The following is a 24,837-nucleotide window of genomic DNA, read 5'->3' on the forward strand; positions in this document are numbered from 1 at the left end:
GCTGGCTTTTAATTTTCTGCTTTTGCCAATTCTGCTTCGATATAACTAATAATCATGGTACTTAACCCTTTCACCATTTCATCAAAGCTGATTTGCGGATTCGGTAAGATTAAATGACGAGCCACATTGAAAATACTACTATTAATACTGATATAAGCAGTCACGCTGAGATTATTGACCTTTAGGTAACGAGGATGGCGAATCATATATTTCATCAAAACTTCCATCAGTGCCATTTCAATTTGACCTATATATTTCTCGTATTTGAGTTCAGTTGCATAACGCAGGCAAATCAGATATCGGTCATCATCGCGAGTCAGTAAATCACGGAAGGTATAGAAGATCATCTCAAATAGTGGTTCTAACTCTTGTTCGATAATGATGGGGGTCAGCTCTTTCACCATGTCCAAAACTTCTTTGACGAAGGTTCGGGCCATTGCGTCATAAATTTCTTCTTTATTTTTAAAATACTCATATAAAGAGCCAACACTCACTCCTGCAATATCTGCAATATGCCGTGTGGTGGTGCCGCTAGTACCGTTGGTGGCAACGGCAATAAAGCCTGCTTCAATAATCGTATCTACAGTCACTTTAGAACGTGATTGACGTGGTTTGCGAGTAGTCATAATGCTTTATTATTAAAATCCGAACATAACGTCAGATTAACATGCCCCTGAAAGTGATGAAAGTAGCTGTAAATTAATCCGAACAAATAAAATTACTTAGTTGGTCATTTAAATTTTTTAGCGGTCATGATTTTATCTATAAGGCCAATCTTTTATATGAAAATAAAGCGTTCATTTAGAAATTAATTTATTTATATATTTGATTTGTATATTTAAATTTTATTAAAAGGCGATATTTGTACAAATTTAAAAATAAGAAAATTGACCTTAGATTGATCTCTGAAAGTTCAAAACATTTGAATAAATTACCCGAATTGAATCCGAACATAAGATCGGTTTACAGTGGGTCTAGAAGAGGAACTGGTTCATAAAAATCTCCCGAATGTTTTTTCGTAGATCAGATGCGATTGATATTACGAAAAAGAGATGAACCAAGTGCAACGCATGTAAAAGGGCAAAAGACGCTCAAGTGAAGTAGGTAGGTGTAGCCATGATTAGCAGCACATTAAAGAAAGGTTTAAGTCTATTTAAATCTAACCCAATAACTGAGCAAATTGATTTTGCGAGTAAAAAAACCATTCCTATTCGTCATTTGGCTATTGGATTTGAAGGCAAACAAGTTGACTTATCTTTCTATATGAATAATCAGTTTGCCACGATTTTCTTTGCGACACTTTCAGTATTCTTAACCTATGGCGAAGATTTAGTGATTGAAACTGCTCGTCATCATCGTGATCAACTGAAAGATCCGATTTTAAAACAACGTGTGACTTCATTGATTGGTCAGGAAGCGATTCATTCAAAATTACATAATGAGTTTAACGATGCAATTGTTGAATTAGATTATCCAGTAAGACTCTATCGTTTTTTGGGTGAACAATTTTTTGATCATATTTTCTTGAAATTCCCGCAACCTTTGAAGTTGTCATTGATGGCTGGGATTGAGCATTTTACTGCTGTATTGGCAGAGTACATGATGGCGCATGAGCAGAATTTCTATTTCTCTGATGACGCCAAAACTCGTGCATTATGGATGTGGCATATGCTTGAAGAGTCAGAGCATAAAGATGTGGCCTATGATGTTTATCAAACATTGAATGGTAATTATGCCTTACGTATTTCAGGTTTCTTTTTGGCTTATTTCACTATTCTTGGTCTGATTCCTTTCTCGGCAACCATGGTCCCGATTTTACGTAAGCCACAAGAAATGCTGACTTCGAAATTTTGGAAAGATGCACGTCGTGGCGTCAAGCTAATTTTTAGTCCGAAGGATGGTGTGTTTGGAAGTACCCAAGGACGTATTTTTGATTATTTGCGTACCGATTTCCATCCAAATGATCATGATGCATCTGCGTATTTCGAGTATTACGAAAAGAAACTTTTATCAGAGGGTGGGGCTTTATATCCATTCTTCGTGAAGGAATTTACGCCAAAGGTACAAGCGGCTTAATGCTGAATTAAGTATGTACAGTATGCATGTCATTGCGCGCTGAATTGGCAAAAAAGCTCAGCGTGTGATGAGCAGTTTAGTTCTTGTTGCCTATATTGCAGTCATGCACTATGCAAGCGAAGCAATCTTATCCAGTGGCTGTAGGTAGAGCTATACACATTGGCTAAGCCTTTTAAGTTGTAATGCCGTTTTAGGGGATCAAGCTATGGTCGCTCACGTTCTTCGTCATGTTTTTTCAGAAAAACTCAGTACCAAATATCAAGGGCTCGTTCAGAACCTTGCGAGCAAGTCACCGATTCCAATTCGCCATTTTGATTTCAAGTTTAATCCAGCAGAATTGGATGAAAAGTTTTTTTTAAATAAAGAACTCGCAACCTCATATTTTCATGCTTTATCCATCTTCCTAACCTTTGGTGAAGATGTGGTGATTGAAACAGCACGTCATCATCGTGACTTTATTGCAGATCCGATTTTGAAACAAAGATTGACCTCACTGATTGGGCAAGAGGCGATTCATTCAAAAATCCACAATCAATTTAATGATGAAGTGCTGAAGGAAAATGGTTATCCCGTTGAATTGTTGCGCGCCATTGCGGGTAAGGTCTTTGATTATGGTATTTACAAGCTGCCGCAATCGTTACAGCTTTCATTGATGGCAGGGATTGAGCATTACACAGCAGTGTTGGCTGAATTTATGATGCAACACGAAGACTACTTGTTGGGTTCACAAGATGAGCGTCAGCGCGCCATGTGGATGTGGCATATGCTGGAAGAATCTGAACATAAAGACATTGCCTATGATGTCTTCCTTGAACTTTCAGGCAATTACTGGCTCAGAATTACAGGCTTTTTGTTGGCGAGCTTAACGATTCTTGGTGGGGTGTCATTGGGTGGTTATCTGATGCCGTTTGTGCGTAAACCAAGCAACTTGGTCAATCCACGCTATATGAAAGATATTGTAGAAAGCACAGCTTTACTGTTCGGTAGCGAGCGTGGGGTATTTGGCAGCAGTTTTATGCATATTCTTGAATATCTGCGTCCAAGCTTCCATCCCAATGATCATGATACCACTGCATATATGGTCTATTACAAAGAGCGTTTATTAAACCCTGAAACCGGTTTATTAAGTCCGTATTTCCTTAAAGAATTTGTGCCACCTGTACGTGCAGCGACTGCATAACTGGGTGTTTATAAATACAAGATTGCTGGAAAATAAAGATGAAATTATTTGGGAAAAAAAACAAGCCAAGCCAAAAAGCATTCGCTGTGGTGACTGGTGCAGGAAGTGGTATTGGTCGTAGTTTTGCGCTTGAATTGGCAAAACGTGGCGGCACAGTTGTGTGTTCGGACATTAACCTTGACGCAGCAAAAGAAACGGTCAGCTTGGTTGAAGCGCTTGGTGCAAAAGCCTTTGCTGTGCAATGTGATGTCGCTAAGGAAGAGCAAGTCAATCAGTTGGCTGAGCAGGCTCAGCAATTGATGCAGAGCCCAGTCACATTGGTGATTAATAATGCAGGGATTGGTCTTGGCGGCAAGTTTGATGAAATGTCTTCTGAGGATTGGCATTGGTGCATGAATATTAATTTATGGGGCGTAATCTACGGTTGTCGTGCTTTTGTACCGAAGTTTAAACAGCTTGGTCATGGCGCAATTATTAATGTTGCATCAGCTGCATCGTATACGGCAGCACCAGAAATGACCGTCTATAACGTTTCTAAAGCGGGTGTCCGAGCCTTATCGGAAACACTGTCAGCTGAATTGAAAAAATCGAATATTAAGGTCAATGTGCTTTGCCCAACCTTAGTGCCGACCAACATTATTAAAAACGGCAAGGTTCCACATAAAGGGCTGTTGGATTATGCGCTCACCCATTTGGCATTTACCACCAGTGACAAGGTCGCCAAATTAACGCTAGATCGTTTGGATAAAGGTGAGCTTTATACCATTCCACAAATTGATGCCAAGTTGTTTTGGTTCTTAAAACGTACTGCTCCGAACTTATATGCCAAGTTCTTAGGCACATCGTATCGATTAATGAAGTAACTCCTGAATAGGGAACGATTTTAATAACTGAGATCAACCACAATTCCAGAATTGAATTGCAGATCTTGGTGAATAAGTGAAAGGATATTTTAAATGACAGCTCAAGCAAAAAAATTAAATTCAGCTGAAGGAAAAGCACTCCCACAACATATCTATGACACCTTTATTGTGGGTGCGGGTATTTCAGGGATTGCGACTGCAATTCGTCTTGATCAAGTGGGTTATAGCAACTACAAGATTATTGAAAAAGCAACACGTGTGGGGGGGACTTGGCGTGAAAATACCTACCCAGGGTGTGGTTGTGATGTGCCATCAGCGCTTTATTCATATTCTTTTGCGCCAAGTGCAAAATGGAGCCATTTATTTGCTCGTCAACCTGAGATCCTGAATTACTTAGAAGAAGTGAGCCAAGATTTTGGGGTGAGTTCAAAAATTGAGTTTGGTACAGAGCTGCTCAATGCGGCATGGGACAATGAACGTAATTTATGGGTGATGGACACCAATAAAGGGCAATTTTTGGCACGGACCACCATTTTTGCCACAGGGCCAATTACTGAAGCTCAAATTCCTAAACTTGATGGTTTAGAGACCTTTAAAGGGGAAATGTTCCATTCTGCGAAATGGAATCATGATTATGATTTGACCGGTAAGCGGATTGCGGTGATTGGGACAGGTGCATCAGCAATTCAATTTGTGCCACAAATCCAACCTCTAGCCAAAGAGCTTTATGTCTATCAACGTACTGCACCTTGGGTGGTTCCGAAACCTGATACCGACTTAGGTGATGTGAGCAAAGCCCTGATTGAAAAATTCCCACTAATCCAAAAAACATGGCGCAAAACAGTTGCTCAGTCTTTAAATGCGATTAACTTTGGTTTACGTAATCCAGCAGTGTTAAAACCTGTGGGTGAATTAGCCAAACTGATTTTACGCTTCCAAATCGAAGATCCTGAATTACGTAAAAACGTTACTCCAAACTTTACCATTGGCTGTAAACGTCTTTTATTCGCTAACAACTATTATCCAGCCTTACAACAGCCGAATACACAGTTGATTCCACATGGATTGGTGAAAGTAGAAGGCAATACTGTAGTATCGGCGAATGGTGAACGTCATGAAGTCGATGTGATTATTTGGGGAACTGGTTTTGAAGTCTCTCATCCGCCTATTGGTAAGCGTGTAACCAATGAAAAAGGTCAGATTCTCAATGATCTTTGGAAGAGCAGTTCACCTGAAGCTTATTTGGGGACCAGCATTGAAAATGTACCGAATGCATTCTTGGTCTTAGGACCAAACGTATTGGTATATGATTCTTTTATTGGTTTGGCAGAAGCACAGCTCGATTATATTGTGGATGGTCTACTCAAAATCAGAGACAAAGGCATTGCCAAGTTGAACATTAAACCAGAAGTCATCAAGCATCATAATGAGCTGGTGCAAAAACATCTAAAAACTACCGTGTTTAATGCAGGTGGCTGTAAGAGTTATTATTTAGATGCCAATGGTCGTAACTTTGCTGCTTGGCCTTGGTCATTGAAAAAGTTAAAACAACGTTTGAAACGTATGGATTTGAATGATTACCAAGTGACTTATCAGACTGAAAAAACCAACTGATTTTGAGTTGAATCATTCAAAGCAGCAAATTTTATCTTAGGATAGAATTTGCTGCTTATTTTTTGCAAGATAGGAATAAAAATGGGGAATAAAAATGAAACAAGGACAATCGAGCCGAACAGCTGAGGCAGCGGCAGCATTGCGCGCCAATCATTTTCAAAATGCAGAAAATCCAGTTTTTGTAGATCCTTTTGCATTTGAGTTAACCAGTAAGGGCTGGAAGAAACTGTTAACCAGTGCGTTGACTGTAAAAGTCATGAACTCCTCTGTGTTTAATCGCACTTTGGGCTTATTAACAGGGCAAGTAGTAGGGCGTTCAAGATATGCAGAAGATTTACTTGAGCAAGCAATCGCGAAGGGGATTCAACAGTATGTACTGGTAGGGGCAGGCTTAGATTCATTTACGCTACGACATGCTCAGCAGTATCCACAGTTAAAAATCTTTGAAGTGGACCATCCAGATACCCAAGCAGCAAAACAAAGGAAACTACGTCAATTTGGTGAGCTTCCTGCTAATGTTGAGTTTGTCGCGATTGATTTTGAAAAAGAGTCGATTGCAGATGCTCTGGCGCGCAGTACGTTTAAGCAGGATCAAGCTGCTTTTTTCTCATGGTTGGGAACCACGCATTATCTTGAGCCTGAAACGACGTTAAAGACTTTGGCAAGCATTGCACAGATTGCTGCGCAAGGAAGTGAAGTGGCATTGGACTATTCGATTGATTATCGAGAACTAGAGGGTGTAGAGCGCTTAGGAAGTTTGTTTGTGTCGCAATTTACCCGTTTTTTAAAAGAGCCATTAAAAGGGCAATTCAGACCCAAGGTATTGCACCAAGCGGTGGAGCAAATGGGTTATCAAGTCACTGAGGATTTATCAGGAGATGGTTTGAGTGAGCGTTATTTTCAAGCTCGACCCGATCATCTCCGTCATACCATTGCAACACATATGTTGCATCTGCGTTTGCAGAAGCATTGATTCGAGGTGCAAAAAGAAAAAGCCCTTAAATACACTTGAGCATTTAAGGGCAGTATGAATTAACGGCGTTGGTTATAAACTGCTAAAGCTGCTGGCAAGTTTTTACGCATGTCGCTAATACGTTGAGTATTCGATGGGTGAGTCGACAGGAACGAGCCACCAGCACCAGCGCCATCTAAACGATTCATTTTTTCCCACAGGCTGATTGCCGCATTTGGGTTATAGCCAGCTTTTGCCATGAGCATTAAACCGCCGTAATCCGCACGACTTTCCAAGTTACGTGAGTACGGTAAGCCGATACCCACTTGGCTACCTAAATCAATTGCAGCACTGCCTAGATCGCCGATGCTGTTGCCTGCGTATGATTTACCAATACCAATTGCAAGATTAGTTAAAGCCTGAGCACCGATTTTACTTTTTGCATGCTCTTCAAGTGCATGGGTCATTTCATGTCCCATAACAGCAGCAATTTCATCATTGGTTAAATTGAGCTTGTTCACGATACCCGTATAGAAAACAACCTTACCACCAGGGGCTACATAGGCGTTAACGGTATCTGATTTGAGTACTGCAAGTTGCCATTGAAAGCGTTGACCAGTCTGGTTCATTTGATCCGCATAAGGTTTTAAGCGGTTGAATACGGTATTAATACGTTGATAAGTACTTGAGCTGCTATCCAGCTGATTTTTGGCACGCGCTTCTTGTGTCATTTTTGAGAAGCTTTGTGCTGATTGAGCATTTAAAGTTGCGCTGTCTGCGCCAGCCATGTCTGCGAAAGATGCGCAGCCAGAAATTGTCATTACGGTCACAGCACACAGGCTCAAAGCTAATTTCTTCATACTTATTCTCTCCAAATCAGTATCTTATGAATATAGTCGTGATCAGGGTGGATTATAGAAAATGTTGACAGCAGTTAATATTCTGAATGCCTCTATAATCATTGTAATTATGTAATCAGCAACGTGTATTCCATGTAAAAAATCAAAGCCAGTGCTGAGCACTGGCTTTGTTCGAGTCAATCCGATCTCAGATCAAATTAATCCTCGTCATCGTACTCGTCTTCAGTGAAAGTGTTTTCTTCTAAAGATGCATCAAAAATCAAGATTGCTTTACCGTCAGTCTGAATCATACCTTGATCTTCAAGTGTCTTGAGGACACGACCAACCATTTCACGAGAACAACCGACGATACGACCAATTTCTTGGCGAGTAATACGAATCTGACGGCCATTCGGTAAAATCATTGCTTCTGGCTGAGCAGATAAGTCAATTAGACAACGTGCAATACGACCAGACACATCAATGAAGGCTAGATCAGTCACTTTACGTGTTGTATTTTTTAGGCGACGGACCAATTGAGCAAACACAGCGTAACTTAAATCTGGGTATTGCTTGCTTAACTCATGAAAATTGTCATACGAAATTTCTGCAATTTCACAGACATCTCGCGTACGTACTTCTGCGGTACGTTGAGGGTTCTTTTCAAAAAGACCCATTTCACCAAAGAAATCGCCAGGATTGAGGTAAGCGACAACGATTTCTCGTTCGTCATCTTCACGTAAGATAATTGACACTGAACCTTTTAATATTAAATACAGTGATTTTGATTCCGTTCCAGCGTCAACAATCGTGGTGCGTTTAGGGTATCTGTTAATATGAGCACGTTTTAGCAAAGCTTTAACTGATTCAGGTAGTTGACCTGGAGACAAAGCATCAGTGCTAAGTTGTGAAAAATTTGAAGTCATGCTTAAAATTTCCGAATTTGGATAAAACCGATCGCACAGACTCTTGTAAGAGCCTTTTCTACACAGAAGAGATGAAATTCCTTATCAACTCATTTTATGTTAGTGTACAAGAACAGAGTAAATTTATAACGTTTTTCGGGTAGTTGCAATGCAAACAAGTGTACATTGGTTAGAGAATGTTGCTTTTGAGGCAAAATCAGAAAGTGGCCATACTGTGGTGATGGATGGTTCTGCCGAATATGGTGGTGAAAACCGTGGTCCACGTCCTATGGAATTGATTTTAATGGGACTTGGTGGGTGTGCTTCGTTTGATATTGTGACCATTTTAAAGAAATCCCGCCAAGATGTGACGAATGTTGTATGTCAGCTGAAAGCAGAAAGAGCGGATTCAATTCCTGCGGTATTCACTAAAATCCATTTGCACTTCATTGTCACGGGTAAAGCGGTAAAAACCAAGCAAGTTGAGAAAGCAGTTGAGCTTTCTGCTGAGAAATATTGTTCAGCAAGTAAAATGCTTGCCGATGGTGGTGTTGAAATTACCCATGATTTTGAAATTGTTGAAGCTGCTTAAAAGTTAAAATTATTAAGTTTTACTAAAAAGTGACCTGTTTTTACAGGTCACTTTTTTTTAAGTTTTCTTTTTATTTTAGAAATAATTGTGGGTCTACCCGCGCATTATTCAAACTCATTCCCCAGTGCAAGTGCGGCCCAGTGACACGACCAGTTTTACCAACCAATCCCAGTGTTTCACCCTGACGAATCTGTTGTCCCTTGACCACATTAATTTTACTCAAATGACAGAACATGCTGATCAGACCTTGACCATGATCAATCAGTACAGTATTGCCATTGAAGAAATAGTTGCCTGTTTGGACCACGACACCGCCAGCAGGTGCGATAACATTCTGTCCCACAGGTGCTGGGATATCTAAACCAGAATGTGGTGCTCGTTCTTCGCCATTAAAGAAACGTTTTCTGCCAAATGAATTACTGAATTTGCCTGCGGTTGGGCGGATAAAATTGGGAAATTCTGTCCATGTACTAGATGTAAAGGAACTATAAATATCATTTTGCTCTTTCGCTTCTCGTGCATAACGGTCGAGTTGCTCTTGGTTCGGGTTGACATAATCCTGATTTTTAACGGTTAAACGTTGCTCAGCATAGCGATAGGGTGTCACTTCGACTTGAATCGGCTTATGATTGGTGGCTAAGCTCAATGTACCTAATGGGGCCGAAAGTGGAATACCAAACACGGCATAGCGTTGCTTGCCTTGCTGTGTAATCAAAACAGGCTTTTGTTCATACAAGACTTGGGTGGTTTCAGTCGAAAGGGGAATCACGGCAATACCGCCAGCTCGTCTTGAGTCTTGGGGGAGTTGTGCAAAAGCAGTATGAAGAGGAAGGAGGGACGCAACGCTGAGCAAAATTGTTTTTAAAGACATGATGAGCATTTCTAATTGAAGCAAAGCCTTAAGCTAAAACGTTCACCTTAAAATCACAATAAGGATTTTGTGCAAAACAGAATAGACAGAAAAATTATACAAAATATACTTGAAATAGATTGTTTATACACCCATATTAATACTGAGTTTTATACATTGATATTTTTATAAAATATTGAAAAATATATAAATTTTATTTGAAATTTTAAAAAGCGTTCCCATCTAAGTGATAAGTTAAAAATTTGTTGTGAGGAATAACAAGAATGCGATTTGAAAAATTTACAAACCGCTTACAGCAAGCACTCTCAGATGCACAATCATTGGCTATGGGTAAGGATCACACTTCGATTGCAGGTGTGCATATCTTATCCACTTTACTTGAAGAACCGGCCAATCTGAGTTTATTGCAACAAGCGGGTGCACGTTTACCTGAGTTAAAACAGAAACTTGAACAAGCCGTGCAAAATGCACCGACTTTGGCAAATCCTACAGGTGATATCAATCTCAATCCTGAAGCGGTAAAGGCATTGAATTTAGCTGACCGCTATGCGCAAAAGGCAGGAGATGAGTTTCTGTCGACTGATTGGGTGCTGTTAGGTTTGGCGGAAACAGGTGAAACCAAAACAATATTGAATAGCGTGGGTGTGACACCAGAAAGCTTACGTAAAGTAATTGAAAATATTCGAGGAAACGACAAAGTCATGAGCAATAATCACGAAGATCAACGTGACTCACTCAATAAATATACCATTGACCTAACTGAGCGTGCTTTAGCGGGCAAGCTTGATCCTGTGATTGGTCGTGATGATGAAATTCGCCGTACCATTCAGGTTCTCTCACGTCGAACCAAAAATAACCCAGTTTTAATTGGTGAACCTGGGGTGGGTAAAACTGCAATTGTTGAAGGTTTGGCGCAACGTATTGTCAATGGCGAAGTACCTGAAGGCTTGAAAAATAAGCGCGTCTTATCATTAGACTTAGGTTCATTACTTGCAGGTGCGAAATATCGCGGTGAGTTTGAAGAGCGACTAAAAGCAGTTCTCAAAGACCTTGCGAAACACGAAGGCGAGATCATCTTATTTATTGATGAGTTACATACGCTTGTAGGTGCAGGTAAGGGCGATGGCGCAATGGATGCAGGTAATATGTTAAAACCTGCCTTAGCGCGTGGTGAATTACGCTGTGTCGGTGCGACGACCTTAGATGAATACCGTCAATACATCGAGAAAGATGCGGCGCTTGAACGTCGTTTCCAAAAAGTATTGGTTGATGAGCCGAGTGTAGAAGACACCATTGCGATTTTACGTGGTCTAAAAGAAAAATATGCGACTCACCATGGGGTGCAAATTTTAGACTCAGCCATTATTGCAGCGGCGAAGATGTCACATCGTTATATTACCGATCGTCAGTTGCCTGATAAAGCGATTGATTTGATTGATGAGGCAGCATCTCGTATCAAAATGGAAATCGATTCCAAGCCTGAGGCTTTGGATAAACTTGATCGCCGTTTAATCCAGTTGAAAATGCAATTGGAAGCGGTGAAAAAAGATCAAGATGCAGGCAGTAAAGCCGAAGTCAATCATCTTGAGCAGCAAATTGCTGAAAAGCAAAAAGAGTACAACGATCTAGAAGAAATCTGGAAGGCTGAAAAAACCTTGGTTGAAGGGGATAAGAAAGCACAAGTTGAACTCGATCAAGCGCGTGTTGCTTTGGAAAAAGCCAAACGCGAAGGTGATTTGGCAGAAGCGGCACGTTTGCAATATGGTGTGATTCCAGAGTTGCAGAAACGCTTGGAACAAGCCGAAGTTGCTGAGGAAAATGAAGAACCGAAGCTGATTCGTACCAAAGTCACCGAAAACGAAATTGCAGAAGTGGTCAGTGCTGCAACAGGCATTCCTGTGGCGAAAATGCTACAGGGTGAGCGTGAAAAACTGCTGAATATGGAAGAGTTCTTACATAATCGTGTGGTTGGACAAGATGAAGCTGTGGTTGCTGTTTCCAATGCAGTCCGTCGTTCACGTGCAGGTTTATCTGACCCGAATCGTCCAAGTGGCTCATTCTTGTTCCTTGGGCCAACAGGTGTGGGTAAAACTGAGTTGACCAAAGCATTGGCAAACTTCTTGTTTGACAGTGACGATGCCATGATTCGTATTGATATGTCCGAATTTATGGAAAAGCACTCTGTCAGTCGTTTGGTGGGTGCACCTCCGGGCTATGTAGGTTATGAAGAAGGTGGTGTTTTAACTGAGGCAGTACGTCGTAAACCTTACAGTGTGGTGTTATTTGATGAGGTGGAAAAAGCCCATCCAGATGTGTTTAACATCCTGCTACAAGTGTTAGATGATGGGCGCTTAACGGATTCACAAGGTCGTGTGATTGACTTTAAGAATACTGTTATTGTGATGACTTCTAACTTAGGTTCACAAGATGTGCGTGAACTGGGTGAGGGGGCAACCGATGACGAAGTGCGTACTGTGGTCATGAATGCTGTGACACAGCATTTCCGTCCTGAGTTTATTAACCGTATTGATGAGTTGGTGGTTTTCCACTCACTGCAAAAGGCGCAGATTCGTGGTATTGCGGATATTCAGTTAGATCGTTTACGTTCACGCTTGAGTGATCGTGATATGGGCTTAACAGTGGATGATACCGCTTTCGATCTATTGATCGATGCCGGTTTTGATCCTGTATATGGTGCACGACCATTGAAACGTGCGATTCAGCAGCAAGTTGAAAATAACTTGGCTCAGAAAATCTTATCTGGTGAGTTTCAGCCAGGGGATAACATTTTGATCAAAGGTGAAAGTGGTCATTTGGTCTTTGATAAAATGAAACTAAGTTAAACGCAATTTGAATGTTTGGCGAAAAAGATGGTGATGTAAATCACCATCTTTTTTTGTATCAGTGCAACTGGTCAGATTTTTGCAGGAATATTACCAATGACATTGCGACTTTGAGAAAAACTTGATAGTTTCGGAACAAATAAGAAAAAAATTCAGGATGAATTGCAATGGAAAAGAACAGACATCATTGCACAAATATGTGTGTAATTTTGTTGATGACTGCCTTATCTTCAATGGTGCATGCTGCACAACCATTGAGTGAGGGGACGCTCGCCTTACAAACTGCTATGTTAAACAACGCACTTCCCAGTATTCTTATTAAAGCGCAACAAGATGCCCTAAAGCCTGAAGAAGAGCGCTGGCGCTCACAACGACTCTTGAGTGATAAGTACTTAGGTGAGATTCGTGTCAGCACCATCTTAGGTGGTGTATTGTCATCTCATGAAGAGCAAAAGAAAGTGATGGCTGTTGACCCCAGAGATAAGAGGTCGGCCACGATCAAGCCGCACGAACAACCACCTGATCGCTATATGATTTATGAGTTCCAATCAGGTGATGTTCATGTGACTTATAACAATGATGTTAAAGCCGAATTGGTGGTTAAATAGCAGGGTGCTGAATTTTCCAAGCACGGTGAATTTTTTGATTACGTTTAAAATCTAGACCAATAGTTTCAGAGGTGATTTCTTCGACTTGATACATCGCCTCGATTTCTTCGTCTAATTCAAAGCCTCGATAGTTATTTGAGAAGTACAAGGTCCCATCACTGGTTAAACGATTCATTGCACGTTTGAGTAGGGAAACATGGTCGCGTTGTACATCAAAAGTTCCATAGAACTTTTTCGAATTCGAGAAAGTCGGTGGATCAATGAAGATCAAGTCATATTGTTCATGACCTTCTTTTAGCCATTCAAAACAATCGCTGGCAAAGAACATATGTTGTTCATCAGCATGGTCTACAGTCAAACCATTGAGGACAAAGTTCTCTTTAGACCAACTCAAATAGGTATTGGATAGATCTACACTGGTGGTACTTGCTGCACCACCAAGCGCGGCATGTAGACTTGCAGTTGAAGTATAGCTGTAAAGATTAAGGAAGTGTTTGCCGCGCGCTTCTTTGGCAATTCTTAAGCGCATCTGACGGTGATCCAAGAATAAACCGGTATCTAAATAATCAGTTAAATTCACCAAGATACGTGCTTTGCCTTCCTGAACGATAAAACGTTTAGACGCTGTACTTTGTTTGGTGTACTGGTTTGCACCCGCTTGTTTTGCACGCGTTTTAATAAAGATGGCATCACGACCTAAACCGGTCACAGCACGAATCGCTGCAAGTGCTAAGTTAAAGCGTTTTTTTGCTTTTTCTGGATCAATGGTTTTTGGTGGTGCGTATTCTTGAACATGCAAACGATCTCCATATAAATCGACTGCAACGTTAAAGTCTGGTAAGTCTGCATCATATAAACGTAGGCAGAATACATTCTCTTTCACCGCCCATTTTTTCAATGTTTGCATATTTTTTTGCAAACGATTGGTAAAGTCTTCGGCACCTTCAATTTTCTCAAATTGTTGTGGTTGCCAAGTCGCAAGGAAAGGTTGTGTCACTGTCGCAGGCTTGACTGTTCCAAAGCGGGTGTAAATTGGCAGTTTGCCATTCATCAAACGTAAGGTTTGCGGATCATTAAATGCCAGTACGTCTGCTTGCTCAATTTGCGCGGCAATAATCGCAGCACGTTGATTTGGGAAATGTTTTTGCAATAAAGCAGATAGGCCAAGATATAAAGAACGGTTCGATGCTTTATCGCCCAAGCGTTCGCCATACGGTGGGTTGGTCACGATAAAGGCCTTTTTACCTTCAGCATGAAAATCATCCCAATCTGCCAGCGTACGTTCTTCAATTTGAATTTGATCGAGTAACTTTTCAAAACCCGCAGCAATAATGTTTTGGCGCGTTGCTTTGACTGCTTCCCAGTCAGCATCGTAAGCATAAAACTTAGGCAGGGGTTGTTCTAATGCTTTTTCATGACGTTCTGCGGCTTCGGCTTTGAGGGACAACCACAGTTCACGATCATGACCATGCCAGCCATTGAAGCCAAAGCGGCGCACTAAACCGGGTGCACGATCAGTTAAAATCAATAAAGATTCGATAATGAATGTGCCTGAACCACACATTGGGTCAAGAATAATATCGGGCTGATATTGCGCCAGTTGTGCTTTTTGTAGAATCGCCGCTGCCAAGTTTTCTTTAATCGGTGCATCGGTCATAAAACGACGGTAACCGCGTTTATGCAAAGAATCACCTGATAAGTCTAAGCAATAAGTATGTTCTATTTTACCTGCTAACACATAAAGCGTGATCTCAGGTTGTTTAATATCAATGCTTGGGCGTTTGCCAACGGCTTCCATAAAGGAATCGACCACGCCATCTTTTACGCGTAAGGTTGCAAATTGCGTATTAACCTTAATTTCACGTTCCACATGTAAGCGGACTGCAAAGGTACTTTGTGGTGCAAAAATCAGTGACCAGTCAAAGCTAATCGCGCCTTCATAGAGCTCTTCTGCTACGTCACGTGCGTCATGGGTATGTTCAAGTTCATGCGTATGAATTGGTAATAATACCCGAGAGGCTAAACGAGACCACATACAAACCCGATATGCATTTTCGAGCGTGCCTTTAAAAACCAAACGCCCTGCAAAACGTTGGATATTTTGAATGCCTAAATCTTCAAGCTCTTGTTGTAATAAGGTTTCAAGCCCGTCCGCACAGGTGACCCAATAGTCTGTTAGACGTGGTTTAGCGTTCATTCAAATTTCCAAAACATTTTTAGCAATTGGCTATTTTAACTGATTTTTGTTTGTTCTGTCGGTGCATATTTGTGTGATTGTTAGCTTTATCAGCGATTCATCGCATTTTTTGATGAATTATTCTTGGCCTGATCTGTTTTTAATGTGATGAGATTCATTATTGATGCCAAATTTATTGAATAGTTGGTACATCTTTTGCTTCTAAATTAGCAGCACATCAGTGAACTATTTGACTTAAAGCTGATGAAATTTAAGAATTTTAATTTGATGGCTGTGGGGATGTTATGAAAGAAAGCATGAAGAATGAAGTCGTGGTCAACGCCGAAGCTTTTACGATTGCAACTCAAATGTATGTCCGTTTAAGACGTGTCTGTGGTCGTGTGATCGATGTGATGTATTTGGTCAATAATAAAGACTATGCCAAGCATATACTTGAACTTGCCTTGGCAACACAAGACCCAGAATTGGAGCGTTTTGTGCTTCGTTTAAGTCCATTGATTGATTTATATCCAGAACCTGCGACATTGGTGAACGAAACAAAAGTTGAGGAGAAAAAGCAAGCTGTTGAAGTTTTAGAAAGCTATTCAATGGAAGTGACCGAAGAAGAGATCTATCAAGCCCAAGTGCACCATCACTACATTGGTGCATTGAGATAGATTATAAGCCATTCAAAAATAGAGAAGGAGTAAAGGATGTAGCCAAGCTGTTTACATCCTTATTAGTATTGCTTAGGCATGAGATTCGAACGCAATATTTAAAGCATAGCTGTAATCTTCGCTATACCCATTAAAAAAAATAAGATGATGAAAAAAATCTAAAAGATTTTTACTTAAGTGCTGAAAAGTTCAACTGCGAATGAAATCCAAAGTCTGTATAATGCGTTAACTTAACGTGTTAGGAATCTCTTATGCACTTGGCGGCATTGCATACTTTGAGTCAGATCCAGCTCAATCAACAAGGAAATCTCAAGCACTTTTTAACTATTGAAGGTCTTTCCAAAGAAACCTTAACCAAGATTCTAGATACAGCGCAAAGCTTCTTAGATGAAAATAATAATTTGATCAATCGTCCGTTGCTTGAAGGACTGACGGTGATGAATCTTTTCTTCGAAAACTCCACTCGTACCCGTACTACTTTTGAGGCTGCAGCAAAGCGTTTGTCTGCCAATGTCTTGAATATTGATATTGCACGTTCAAGTACCTCTAAGGGTGAAACCTTACGTGATACGCTTTGGAATTTGGAAGCCATGGCAGCGGATATCTTTGTGGTACGTCATTCATCGTCAGGTGCAGCGCATTTTATTGCCAAAGATGTCTGTCCTAAAGTTGCGATTATTAATGCGGGTGATGGTCGTCATGCACATCCTACCCAAGCAATGCTGGATATGTTGACTATTCGCCGTGAAACCAAGAAGCCATTTGAAGACTTAACAGTGGCGATCATTGGAGATATCAAACATTCGCGTGTTGCGCGTTCGAATGTGGCAGCATTGCAAACATTGGGCTGCAAAGACATTCGCGTGATTGCACCTAATACCCTGTTGCCAGTCGGCTTTAATGAATATGGCGAACATGTGCGTCTGTTTAACAAAATGGATGAAGGGGTAACAGATTGCGATGTGATTATTGCCTTACGGATTCAAAATGAACGTATTGATTCACCAGCTTTATCTTCACAAGCCGAATTCTACAAAATGTACGGCTTAAACAAAGAGCGTTTAGCTTTGGCAAAGCCTGATTGTATCGTGATGCATCCAGGCCCAATGAACCGTGGAGTTGAAATTGACTCAAGTGTTGCCGATGGTGATCAATCTGTCATTTTGAAGCAAGTTACCAATGGGATTGCGGTTCGTATGGCAGTGTTGGCACTCGCGATGCAAGGGCAGTTACAAGAACAAGGTTTAATTGAAGCGATTGCGCTGTAAGGGATAGATCACATGAGTATTGTAAAAATTGAAAATGTCCGTGTGCTCGATCCAATTCAAAAAACTGATCAAGTAAAAACGGTGTATATCGAAAATGGTAAGTTGGTTGATGCGGTTGATCAAGTCAACGAAACCATTGATGGCCAAGGCAAATGGTTAATGCCAACCATGGTTGATCTTTGTGCACGTTTACGTGAACCAGGGCAACAACAGCATGGAACCTTAAAATCCGAAGGTAAAGCAGCACGTGCCAATGGTATTTTGCATGTAATGACACCCCCTGATTCAAAACCAATTGTTCAAGATAATGGTGCTTTAATTCATGGCTTGATCGAAAAAGCACAATTGGATGGCGGAATTTACCTGCAAATTATTGGTGCGCAAACCCAAGGCCTCAATGGCAAACAACCTGCCAATATGGCGGGGTTGAAGAAAGGTGGATGTACGGCGGTTTCAAATGCCAATGCAAGCTTTGAAAATGATGATGTGGTGATTCGTACTCTAGAATATGCGGCAGGTTTGGGTTTGACCGTGGTGTTCTATGCCGAAGAGCCTCAAATTGCCAAAGATGGCTGTGCACACGAAGGTTTTATTGCATCTCGTCAAGGTTTACCGATGATCCCTGCGATTGCTGAAACTGTTGCAATTGCCAAATACTTGATCATGATTGAAGCAACAGGCGTGAAAGCACACTTTGGTTTACTGTCTAGTGGTGCTTCTGTTGATTTGATTCGCGCTGCAAAAGCCAAAGGTTTACCTGTAACTGCCGATGTTGCCATGCATCAGTTACATCTAACTGAGCAACTGACGGATGGCTTTAACTCGCTTGCACATGTACGCCCACCGCTACGTTCTGAGCAAGATAAAGCCTTATTGCGTCAAGGGGTGAAAGAAGGGGTGATTGATGCAATTTGTACGCATCATGAACCACTTAGTAGCTCGGCAAAAATGGCTCCATTTGCTGAAACACAGCCAGGGATTACTGCTTTTGATACCTATGTGGGTTTAGGTGTGCAATTGATTCAAGAAGGTGTGTTTGAACCTTTGGAATGGGTGGCGAAAGTGACCTCTATACCAGCACAAGTCGCCAATATGACTGATCGTTGGTTGCAAGAAGCTGGTTGGGTTTTAATTGATCCAGAATTACAGTGGACTGTGTCTAAAGACAGTATCTTATCCCAAGGTAAAAATACGCCATTACTGGGTCAACAACTGACTGGTAAGGTGGTAAGCACCTTCGCATAAATGAGATGAAAACAGCAGAATAAGGCGATCAAGTCTTATTCTGCTTTGTAAACTGTGATGTAGATATTGTATTTAAATTTTACAAAGCCGATAAAAATTAAAAAACTAGATTAAAGTAACAATATAAATGAGATGTGCTTTACATAAAATTATAAAAAATGAGAATTAAACAGTTTAAATAATTGGAGCTAAATCATATGGCTATTAATCCAATGGAGCTACTTAAGCAAAAGGTATCCTCTATTATTGTCAATGATCAAACTTGTTTGGTAAATGAAAAAAATGATGTTTTATCAAGATTTTACCCTATTTTTTTACATCGTTTTTTAGAAAAACCTGAATTGGTTGATCAATTAAAAGAAAAACTTACGCCCTCTATTTTTGATTTATTAGAGCAAAATGATCGTGTAAAAAATGAATTGTTGTTGAGATTAGCAGCAGGCAAAGTTGCTGTGGCTGAAGTTGAAATTACATTAAATCGGGCCATTCCTAAAAGCTTAGCTGTGCTTTCAAATGAGGTCGGAAATGATGCGATCAGCATTATTCATTATCTCCGTGAACATAAACAGTCTATTCATGCCTTATTGCCAAACTGGTCAGATGAGGTATTGCTACATTTAAATGAGGTTCCTGAACCTGAGCCCGTATTGGAAGAAGTCATAGTACCTGCAGAAGAGCCAATAGAAAAGAAATCCTATAAATTGTTTCCTTTTTTAACTTTGATTTTTGCCAGCTTTTCTTTGCTCTTTCTTTATCATTTAAGTAAGTAAAATCTGTCGTTTAGATGGTATTACGCTGGATCACGCTGTAATTGATTTCGTGCTAGCTAGCGTCATGGCAAACAGATGTTTTGTAAACTGTGATGTAAGTATTGTATTTAAATGATATAAAAACGAATAAAAAATACACAAATGTTTAGAATGAAAATGCATCAGTTTGCTTGTACTTCGCATTTTTCTTAAGCGATCTGAATATTATAAATTTAATGTGTTGGAGAGAATAACAATGTCAATAAACCCAATAGAACTGTTAAAGCAGAAAGTGACTTCTGTGCTTGTGAATGGTCAAGACGGATTGGCGAACGAAAAAAGTGCGCTGTTATCTAAGTTTTACCCGATTTTTCTTTCGATTTTAGCCGCAAAACCTGAACTGATTCAGAAACTAAAAGAGTCGATTTCACCTTCATTATTCGATTTATTTGGTCATAATGATCAAGTTAAAAATACTTTATTATCCAATCTTGCTAGCGGTCAGCTTTCCACAGCTGAAGCAGAACAAACTTTAAATCAGTCGATTCCGATCAGCCTTGCTGCTTTAACCAGTGAAGCCGGCAACGATACCCAAAGTATTGTCAATTATTTAAAACAGCATGCCGATTCAATTCGTGCTCTGTTACCAGCATGGGCGGTCGGTTTACTTGCGCCTTTAGGGCTGGTTTCAAGTGCTTCAGCCTCTGTATCAAATTTGGCAAATAATACAGCAGCAGGTGCAGCAACTAAATCACGTGCATGGTTACCGATTGTGGCGCTGATTATTTTGGCTCTTCTGGTCGCATGGCTGTGGAAGTCATGTCAACATAAACAAATGGAAGTGCCTGTAAATAATGCGGATTCTCCAGCATCACAGGTTGGTACAGTCATTGCACCAGCGAGTTTAGCATTAACCACCGATGCCAATGGTCATGTTGCACAGTGTCAGGTTATGGTGGGTGATCAAGGATTTTTGGCCAGCATTCAGGCCAAGGTCAAAGAAATTTTTTCTTCTACTCAGGATTGTATGGTAGATACTGCCGGTACGGCTGCAACACATGCAGGCAAGTTTACTGATCAAGCAGGACTTGCAGGTGTGTTGGGATTGCTTAAAGGGGTTCCAAATGTTTCCTTGGAATGGGTCGGTGATAAGATCACCTTAAAAGGTACAGATGCAGCTAAACTCAATGAGTTGCTTGGCAAGATCAAAGGATTAGTACCAAATACCGAGGTGGTTGTCGAAGCACCTGTGAGTGCTGCTGATTCTGTCAGTAATAGTCTAAATGCAGCACAAGATGCATTGGCGAGTATTGATGCCAATCAGGTTGATATTAATGCCGTGATTAAAGCTCTTAATCTACAGATTATTAATTTCTCTACGGGATCCAACCAGATTCCAGATGAAAACAAAGCAATCTTGGATAAAGCCGCTGGCTTAATGAAAAATACCAAAGATGCAAAACTGACCGTTGCGGGTTATACCGATTCAACAGGTAATGCCAATAGCAATAAAACGCTGTCACAAAAACGTGCACAGGCTGTGGTCGATTATTTAGTTGGTCAAGGTGTAGATGCTGCTCAACTCACAGCGGTGGGACATGGTGCTGATAACCCTGTTGCAGATAATACAACTGAGGAAGGGCGCTTTAAAAATCGTCGAATTGAGTTTTCAATTAGTCCTTAATTGATGCTTTGTTGAAGTTTTAAAGGAGTTATTGTGAAAATAACTCCTTTTATTTTAATTGTTTATTTGAGTAAATATCATTTTAAATGACGTTGTTTAAATAAAATCAAATAAAAGACTCGAAAGTATAGATTTAAATTGAGTAGAATACGCTCGAAAAACAAGATAATAGAGTATTAATATGAATAAGTTTTTGATATTCACAACATTAACCGCAGCTGTGTTATTAACAGGATGTGATAAGTTCAAACCGAAAGATAAAGTTGAAAATACCGATGCGGCAGTCGCAGAGTGGAGCTGTACCAATCAAGATAACTTGAATAATATTCAAGCGGCACTCAAAAAAGACTATTTAAAGCAAATCGAGCGTAGCTTAAGAGAAAGTCAGTATCAGGCAGATTATGATGTTTTGGATAAAATCAATAAAGGTCTGAAATTCGAAATTAAAAATGTTCGTACATTGGATACAGCAGAAGGCGAACAAACATCAAAAACACAATTAAGCTGTGAAAGTCAGTTAATTGTTCAATTTCCAAAAGGCTTACAAAAGCGTGCGGAAAATGCCTATGCTGAGCAGCAGAAAAATTGTGAAGAGTGTGAAGGCGATTATAGTGCCAGTACTTTAGGTGATTATTTTGCAGATAATGAATATTCATTGACTTTAGAAGATGACAAGCTCAAAGGTAGTTTCTTCTATGACATTACCAAGACTGATAAAGATGGTTTAGTATTCAATATCCCTGATCAAAATGCAGTGATTGATGGTGTGGTCTTTATGGCGACCAAAGCTGTGCAATATGTAGCCTATTTAAAAGAAAACCGCCTGATTGAACAAAGCAATGAACAAGCTCAGCAGCAATATGATGCAGAAGAATCGGCTCAAATGGGCTTGGCTCAAAAAGCAATGGATATTCGCAAAAAAGAGTTGGATGCTGAAAAAGCGCAGCAGGTTGAGCGTTTAAACCAAACGTGGGACAAGTTTAGTCCAGAGCAGAAAGCGCAGTTACAGCAAGACCAGTCTGATTGGTTTGAAAAACGTGATGTTGATTGTAAAGTACTTGCTCAGAAGCATGTATCTGACATTCCAGAAAAAGATTTGGAAACCTATCAAAAGCAATCACGCTATTGGAATGATGCGATGCGTCAACAAGACCAAGATATGCAGTACACCAAGTGTTTCACCCAACGTACCATTGAGCGCATTGTTTATCTCAATAATGTCAATTAAATAAGCAACAACTAGAAGGACGAATTGATTCGTCCTTTTTTTATTGGCATGCTTAGCACAGCGATGGTTTTAAGATAAATATTATGCGAATTACATTGATTGGGGCAGGTCGTGTTGCAACCCATTTGGCCAAAGTATTGCAATTGCGGCATCAGATTGTGCAAATCTGTAGTCGGAATCTACAACATGCTCAGACCCTTGCAGACCAAGTCAGTGCCCAAGCAATTGATGATGAGCAGCAGCTAGATGAGCAAACCGATTTAGTGATTATTGCAGTCAGTGATCAGGCGATTCGTAGCGTGATTGATTCGATTGCGCCATATCTCCCTGAAAATCTGATTGTACATACTTCGGGGAGCACTGCTTTATCAGTACTGGAACAAAGACATCCACGCGCGGGTGTGTTCTATCCTTTGCAAACCTTTAGTATGGAAAGGGATGTGAATTGGGCAGATACCCCTTTGTTTGTGGAGGCAGTACAGCAACAGGACTTAACCTTATTAACCGAATTAGCCAACAGTCTAAGCCAACGTGTCTATCAATATAGTTCTACACAACGTTTGACCTTGCATTTAGCAGCGGTATTTGCTTGCAATTTTAGTAATTATTGTTATGACATGGCGAAGCAGATCGTTGATGCAGAGCAGGTTGATTTTAGTTTGCTCTATCCACTGATTTTAGAGACCGCAAATAAAGCCACAGCCAATAATCCCAAGGATATGCAGACAGGCCCTGCGATGCGTGGTGACCAAAATATATTAAGTATGCATAGCCAGTTATTAGCAGATTCTAATCGTCCAGACTTGCAGAATATCTATGGTCTTCTCAGTGAATCTATTTTAAAACGCCATCATTAAATTAATTTAACAATAAGTATACAAAATAGACAAATCAGTCTGTTTTGTATACCATGACTAAAATTTGATTTAATTCTATATAAAAAGATGTTGGCTAATATATTTCAAGCTTTAGAGAGTCTCGGCCTTACTGCACAAAAACGTGCAATCCATATTCAATTTTCTAATCAAAATTTAAAGACTCAAGTCTTCCTACAGCGTATTGATGGTCAGCATCAACTGAATAATGGATTTAAGGCAGAACTGATCTGTCTGTCGACCAATGCGACCATTCAACTCAAACAATTTATTGGTAGCCATGCGGCAATTGATACGGTGACCGATAATGGACAATTGACCCGTGTCACAGGGATCATTACTCAAGCCTTACAAGGGCAATCGGATGGTAGCCTAACTGTCTATAAGCTGACTTTAGAAGATCCAACCGCACTGTGGAAACAACGCCGTAACAGCCGTGTGTTTATGAACAAGAGCGTGCCTGATGTCGTGCAACTTATCTTCAAGGAGTGGCAGCAAAAGAGTTCCTTATTTGCATCAAGCTTAACGCTTGATTTAAGCGGACTGAGCCAAGATTACGATATTCGTCCCTTTATCATGCAATCTTTGGAAAGTGACTACGACTTCCTGACGCGTTTGCTACGTAGTGAATCGATTAACTGGCTAATTGATGAAGCTGAGCGAATCGTTCCGCAAAGCAGTGCCGCGATTCAGCCGCAAAAACTACGCTTGATTGATGACAATAGCCAATACCAAGCGCTAGACAGAAGAATGATTCGTTACCACCGTAGCAGTGCCACCGAACAATACGACAGCATGACCAGTTTGGTCGGGCAACGCAGCTTACAACCGAGCAGCGTGCATGTACAACGTTGGCAAGCGGATGTATTGGAACAAGAAGATGGCGCAGGCAGCGTCCAAAGCACCCATAAACACAGTGCTCAATATGACAATGCCAGTTTAGGGCTGGAACAGGCATGGCACTTTTCACCGGCATGGATGCAAGATCTGAATGGTGAAGATGGGGCAACCGCATCGGGCAATGCACAGATCGAAAAACTGAATCAAAATCTCGGTCAATATTACGACTTACAATCCAAACAATTTATCGCCGATACCACCGTGCGCGACACGCATGTGGGTTACTGGTTTGAATTGGCTGAACATCCTGAAATTGATCAACATGCTGGCAGCGATAAAGAATTCCTGATTACAGGCAAAAATTTTTATAACCAAAACAATTTGCCCAAAGATCTACATCAACAGATCAATCAATTATTAGTGCAAAGCAATTGGCAGCCAACTCAATCTAATAACACAGAAGAACGCCAAGCCAATCAACTGACACTACAACGCCGCAGCATTAAAACCGTACCCGAATTTAATCCCTTACAACACCGTCCAACAGCCTCACCGCAACGTGCCAAAGTGGTTGGGCCAAGCGGCGAAGAAATTCATGTGGATGAATGGGGGCGGATTAAAGTCCGTTTTCTCTTCACTCGGAATGACGACCATAGCCACGATGGTGGTGCGGGTGCCAATGACAATGACACGGACTCTGCTTGGGTTGATGTACTGACGCCTTGGGCAGGTGAAGGCTATGGTGCACGTTT

General features: G+C 40.7%; 21 protein-coding genes. 16 read left to right on the forward strand and 5 right to left on the reverse strand.

The genetic code is table 11. From position 1 onward, the window contains the following. Positions 1 to 8: 8 nt before the first annotated feature. Complete coding sequence (locus F957_RS19490) at positions 9 to 626, reverse strand: TetR/AcrR family transcriptional regulator (protein ID WP_016542161.1); 618 nt, start codon at positions 624 to 626, stop codon at positions 9 to 11. Between the two features lie 490 nt (positions 627 to 1,116). Here F957_RS19490 and F957_RS19485 point away from each other — a divergent pair, with 490 nt between their 5' ends. From F957_RS19485 to F957_RS19465, 5 genes are all read left to right on the forward strand, one after another. After that, entirely contained in the window at positions 1,117 to 2,076 is a 960-nt protein-coding gene (locus F957_RS19485) for a metal-dependent hydrolase (RefSeq protein WP_016542162.1), read from the forward strand. A gap of 205 nt (positions 2,077 to 2,281) precedes the next feature. After that, entirely contained in the window at positions 2,282 to 3,256 is a 975-nt protein-coding gene (locus F957_RS19480; RefSeq protein WP_016542163.1) for a metal-dependent hydrolase, read from the forward strand. Positions 3,257 to 3,294: 38 nt separating this feature from the next. Next, the gene (locus tag F957_RS19475; RefSeq protein WP_016542164.1) at positions 3,295 to 4,119 is read left to right on the forward strand and encodes an SDR family NAD(P)-dependent oxidoreductase; all 825 of its coding nucleotides are present in this window, start codon (positions 3,295 to 3,297) and stop codon (positions 4,117 to 4,119) included. A gap of 93 nt (positions 4,120 to 4,212) precedes the next feature. Next, positions 4,213 to 5,733, forward strand: coding sequence for a flavin-containing monooxygenase (locus tag F957_RS19470; protein WP_016542165.1), 1,521 nt, complete (start codon positions 4,213 to 4,215; stop codon positions 5,731 to 5,733). Between the two features lie 94 nt (positions 5,734 to 5,827). Beyond that, positions 5,828 to 6,706, forward strand: a complete 879-nt coding sequence (locus tag F957_RS19465; RefSeq protein WP_016542166.1) for a class I SAM-dependent methyltransferase — start codon at positions 5,828 to 5,830, stop codon at positions 6,704 to 6,706. Positions 6,707 to 6,765: 59 nt separating this feature from the next. On the opposite strand, the gene F957_RS19460 is transcribed toward F957_RS19465, so the two are convergent. After that, positions 6,766 to 7,545 (reverse strand): M48 family metallopeptidase, encoded by a 780-nt coding sequence (locus F957_RS19460; protein ID WP_016542167.1) that lies wholly within the window; start codon positions 7,543 to 7,545, stop codon positions 6,766 to 6,768. A gap of 197 nt (positions 7,546 to 7,742) precedes the next feature. Beyond that, positions 7,743 to 8,450: a cAMP-activated global transcriptional regulator CRP gene (crp, locus tag F957_RS19455; protein ID WP_016542168.1), complete on the reverse strand. Its 708-nt coding sequence runs from the start codon at positions 8,448 to 8,450 to the stop codon at positions 7,743 to 7,745. 148 nt (positions 8,451 to 8,598) lie between these two features. On the opposite strand from crp, the gene F957_RS19450 reads away from it, so the two are divergent. After that, on the forward strand, positions 8,599 to 9,021 hold the full coding sequence (locus F957_RS19450) for an OsmC family protein (RefSeq protein WP_016542169.1): 423 nt from the start codon (positions 8,599 to 8,601) through the stop codon (positions 9,019 to 9,021). 70 nt (positions 9,022 to 9,091) lie between these two features. On the opposite strand, the gene F957_RS19445 is transcribed toward F957_RS19450, so the two are convergent. Beyond that, positions 9,092 to 9,892: a peptidoglycan DD-metalloendopeptidase family protein gene (locus F957_RS19445; protein WP_016542170.1), complete on the reverse strand. Its 801-nt coding sequence runs from the start codon at positions 9,890 to 9,892 to the stop codon at positions 9,092 to 9,094. A 263-nt stretch (positions 9,893 to 10,155) separates the two neighbouring features. On the opposite strand from F957_RS19445, the gene clpB reads away from it, so the two are divergent. Both clpB and F957_RS19435 read left to right on the forward strand, forming a co-directional pair. Continuing rightward, a complete protein-coding gene (gene clpB / locus F957_RS19440; protein WP_016542171.1) occupies positions 10,156 to 12,735 on the forward strand; it encodes an ATP-dependent chaperone ClpB in 2,580 nt (859 codons plus the stop codon). Positions 12,736 to 12,902: 167 nt separating this feature from the next. Further along, complete coding sequence (locus F957_RS19435; RefSeq protein ID WP_016660091.1) at positions 12,903 to 13,343, forward strand: hypothetical protein; 441 nt, start codon at positions 12,903 to 12,905, stop codon at positions 13,341 to 13,343. Here the strand turns inward: F957_RS19435 and rlmKL are convergent. Further along, entirely contained in the window at positions 13,336 to 15,540 is a 2,205-nt protein-coding gene (gene rlmKL / locus F957_RS19430) for a bifunctional 23S rRNA (guanine(2069)-N(7))-methyltransferase RlmK/23S rRNA (guanine(2445)-N(2))-methyltransferase RlmL (protein WP_016542173.1), read from the reverse strand. The genes F957_RS19435 and rlmKL overlap by 8 nt on opposite strands. 284 nt (positions 15,541 to 15,824) lie before the next feature. Here rlmKL and F957_RS19425 point away from each other — a divergent pair, with 284 nt between their 5' ends. The 8 genes from F957_RS19425 to F957_RS19390 form a co-directional block, all read left to right on the forward strand. Next, positions 15,825 to 16,196, forward strand: coding sequence for a hypothetical protein (locus F957_RS19425; RefSeq protein WP_016542174.1), 372 nt, complete (start codon positions 15,825 to 15,827; stop codon positions 16,194 to 16,196). A 251-nt stretch (positions 16,197 to 16,447) separates the two neighbouring features. Continuing rightward, a complete protein-coding gene (locus F957_RS19420) occupies positions 16,448 to 17,464 on the forward strand; it encodes an aspartate carbamoyltransferase catalytic subunit (protein ID WP_016542175.1) in 1,017 nt (338 codons plus the stop codon). A 12-nt stretch (positions 17,465 to 17,476) separates the two neighbouring features. Continuing rightward, entirely contained in the window at positions 17,477 to 18,709 is a 1,233-nt protein-coding gene (locus tag F957_RS19415) for a dihydroorotase (protein ID WP_016542176.1), read from the forward strand. A 197-nt stretch (positions 18,710 to 18,906) separates the two neighbouring features. Beyond that, positions 18,907 to 19,479: a hypothetical protein gene (locus tag F957_RS19410; protein ID WP_016542177.1), complete on the forward strand. Its 573-nt coding sequence runs from the start codon at positions 18,907 to 18,909 to the stop codon at positions 19,477 to 19,479. Between the two features lie 235 nt (positions 19,480 to 19,714). Beyond that, positions 19,715 to 21,142, forward strand: a complete 1,428-nt coding sequence (locus F957_RS19405; protein WP_016542178.1) for an OmpA family protein — start codon at positions 19,715 to 19,717, stop codon at positions 21,140 to 21,142. A 181-nt stretch (positions 21,143 to 21,323) separates the two neighbouring features. Further along, the gene (locus F957_RS19400) at positions 21,324 to 22,370 is read left to right on the forward strand and encodes a hypothetical protein (RefSeq protein WP_016542179.1); all 1,047 of its coding nucleotides are present in this window, start codon (positions 21,324 to 21,326) and stop codon (positions 22,368 to 22,370) included. An 83-nt stretch (positions 22,371 to 22,453) separates the two neighbouring features. Then, positions 22,454 to 23,227 (forward strand): Rossmann-like and DUF2520 domain-containing protein, encoded by a 774-nt coding sequence (locus tag F957_RS19395; protein WP_016542180.1) that lies wholly within the window; start codon positions 22,454 to 22,456, stop codon positions 23,225 to 23,227. Positions 23,228 to 23,314: 87 nt separating this feature from the next. Beyond that, positions 23,315 to 24,837: type VI secretion system Vgr family protein (locus tag F957_RS19390; RefSeq protein WP_016660092.1), on the forward strand; the 1,523-nt coding region annotated here is incomplete at its 3' end.

It is taken from the genome of Acinetobacter gyllenbergii CIP 110306 = MTCC 11365 (assembly GCF_000413855.1).
GTDB lineage: Bacteria > Pseudomonadota > Gammaproteobacteria > Pseudomonadales > Moraxellaceae > Acinetobacter > Acinetobacter gyllenbergii.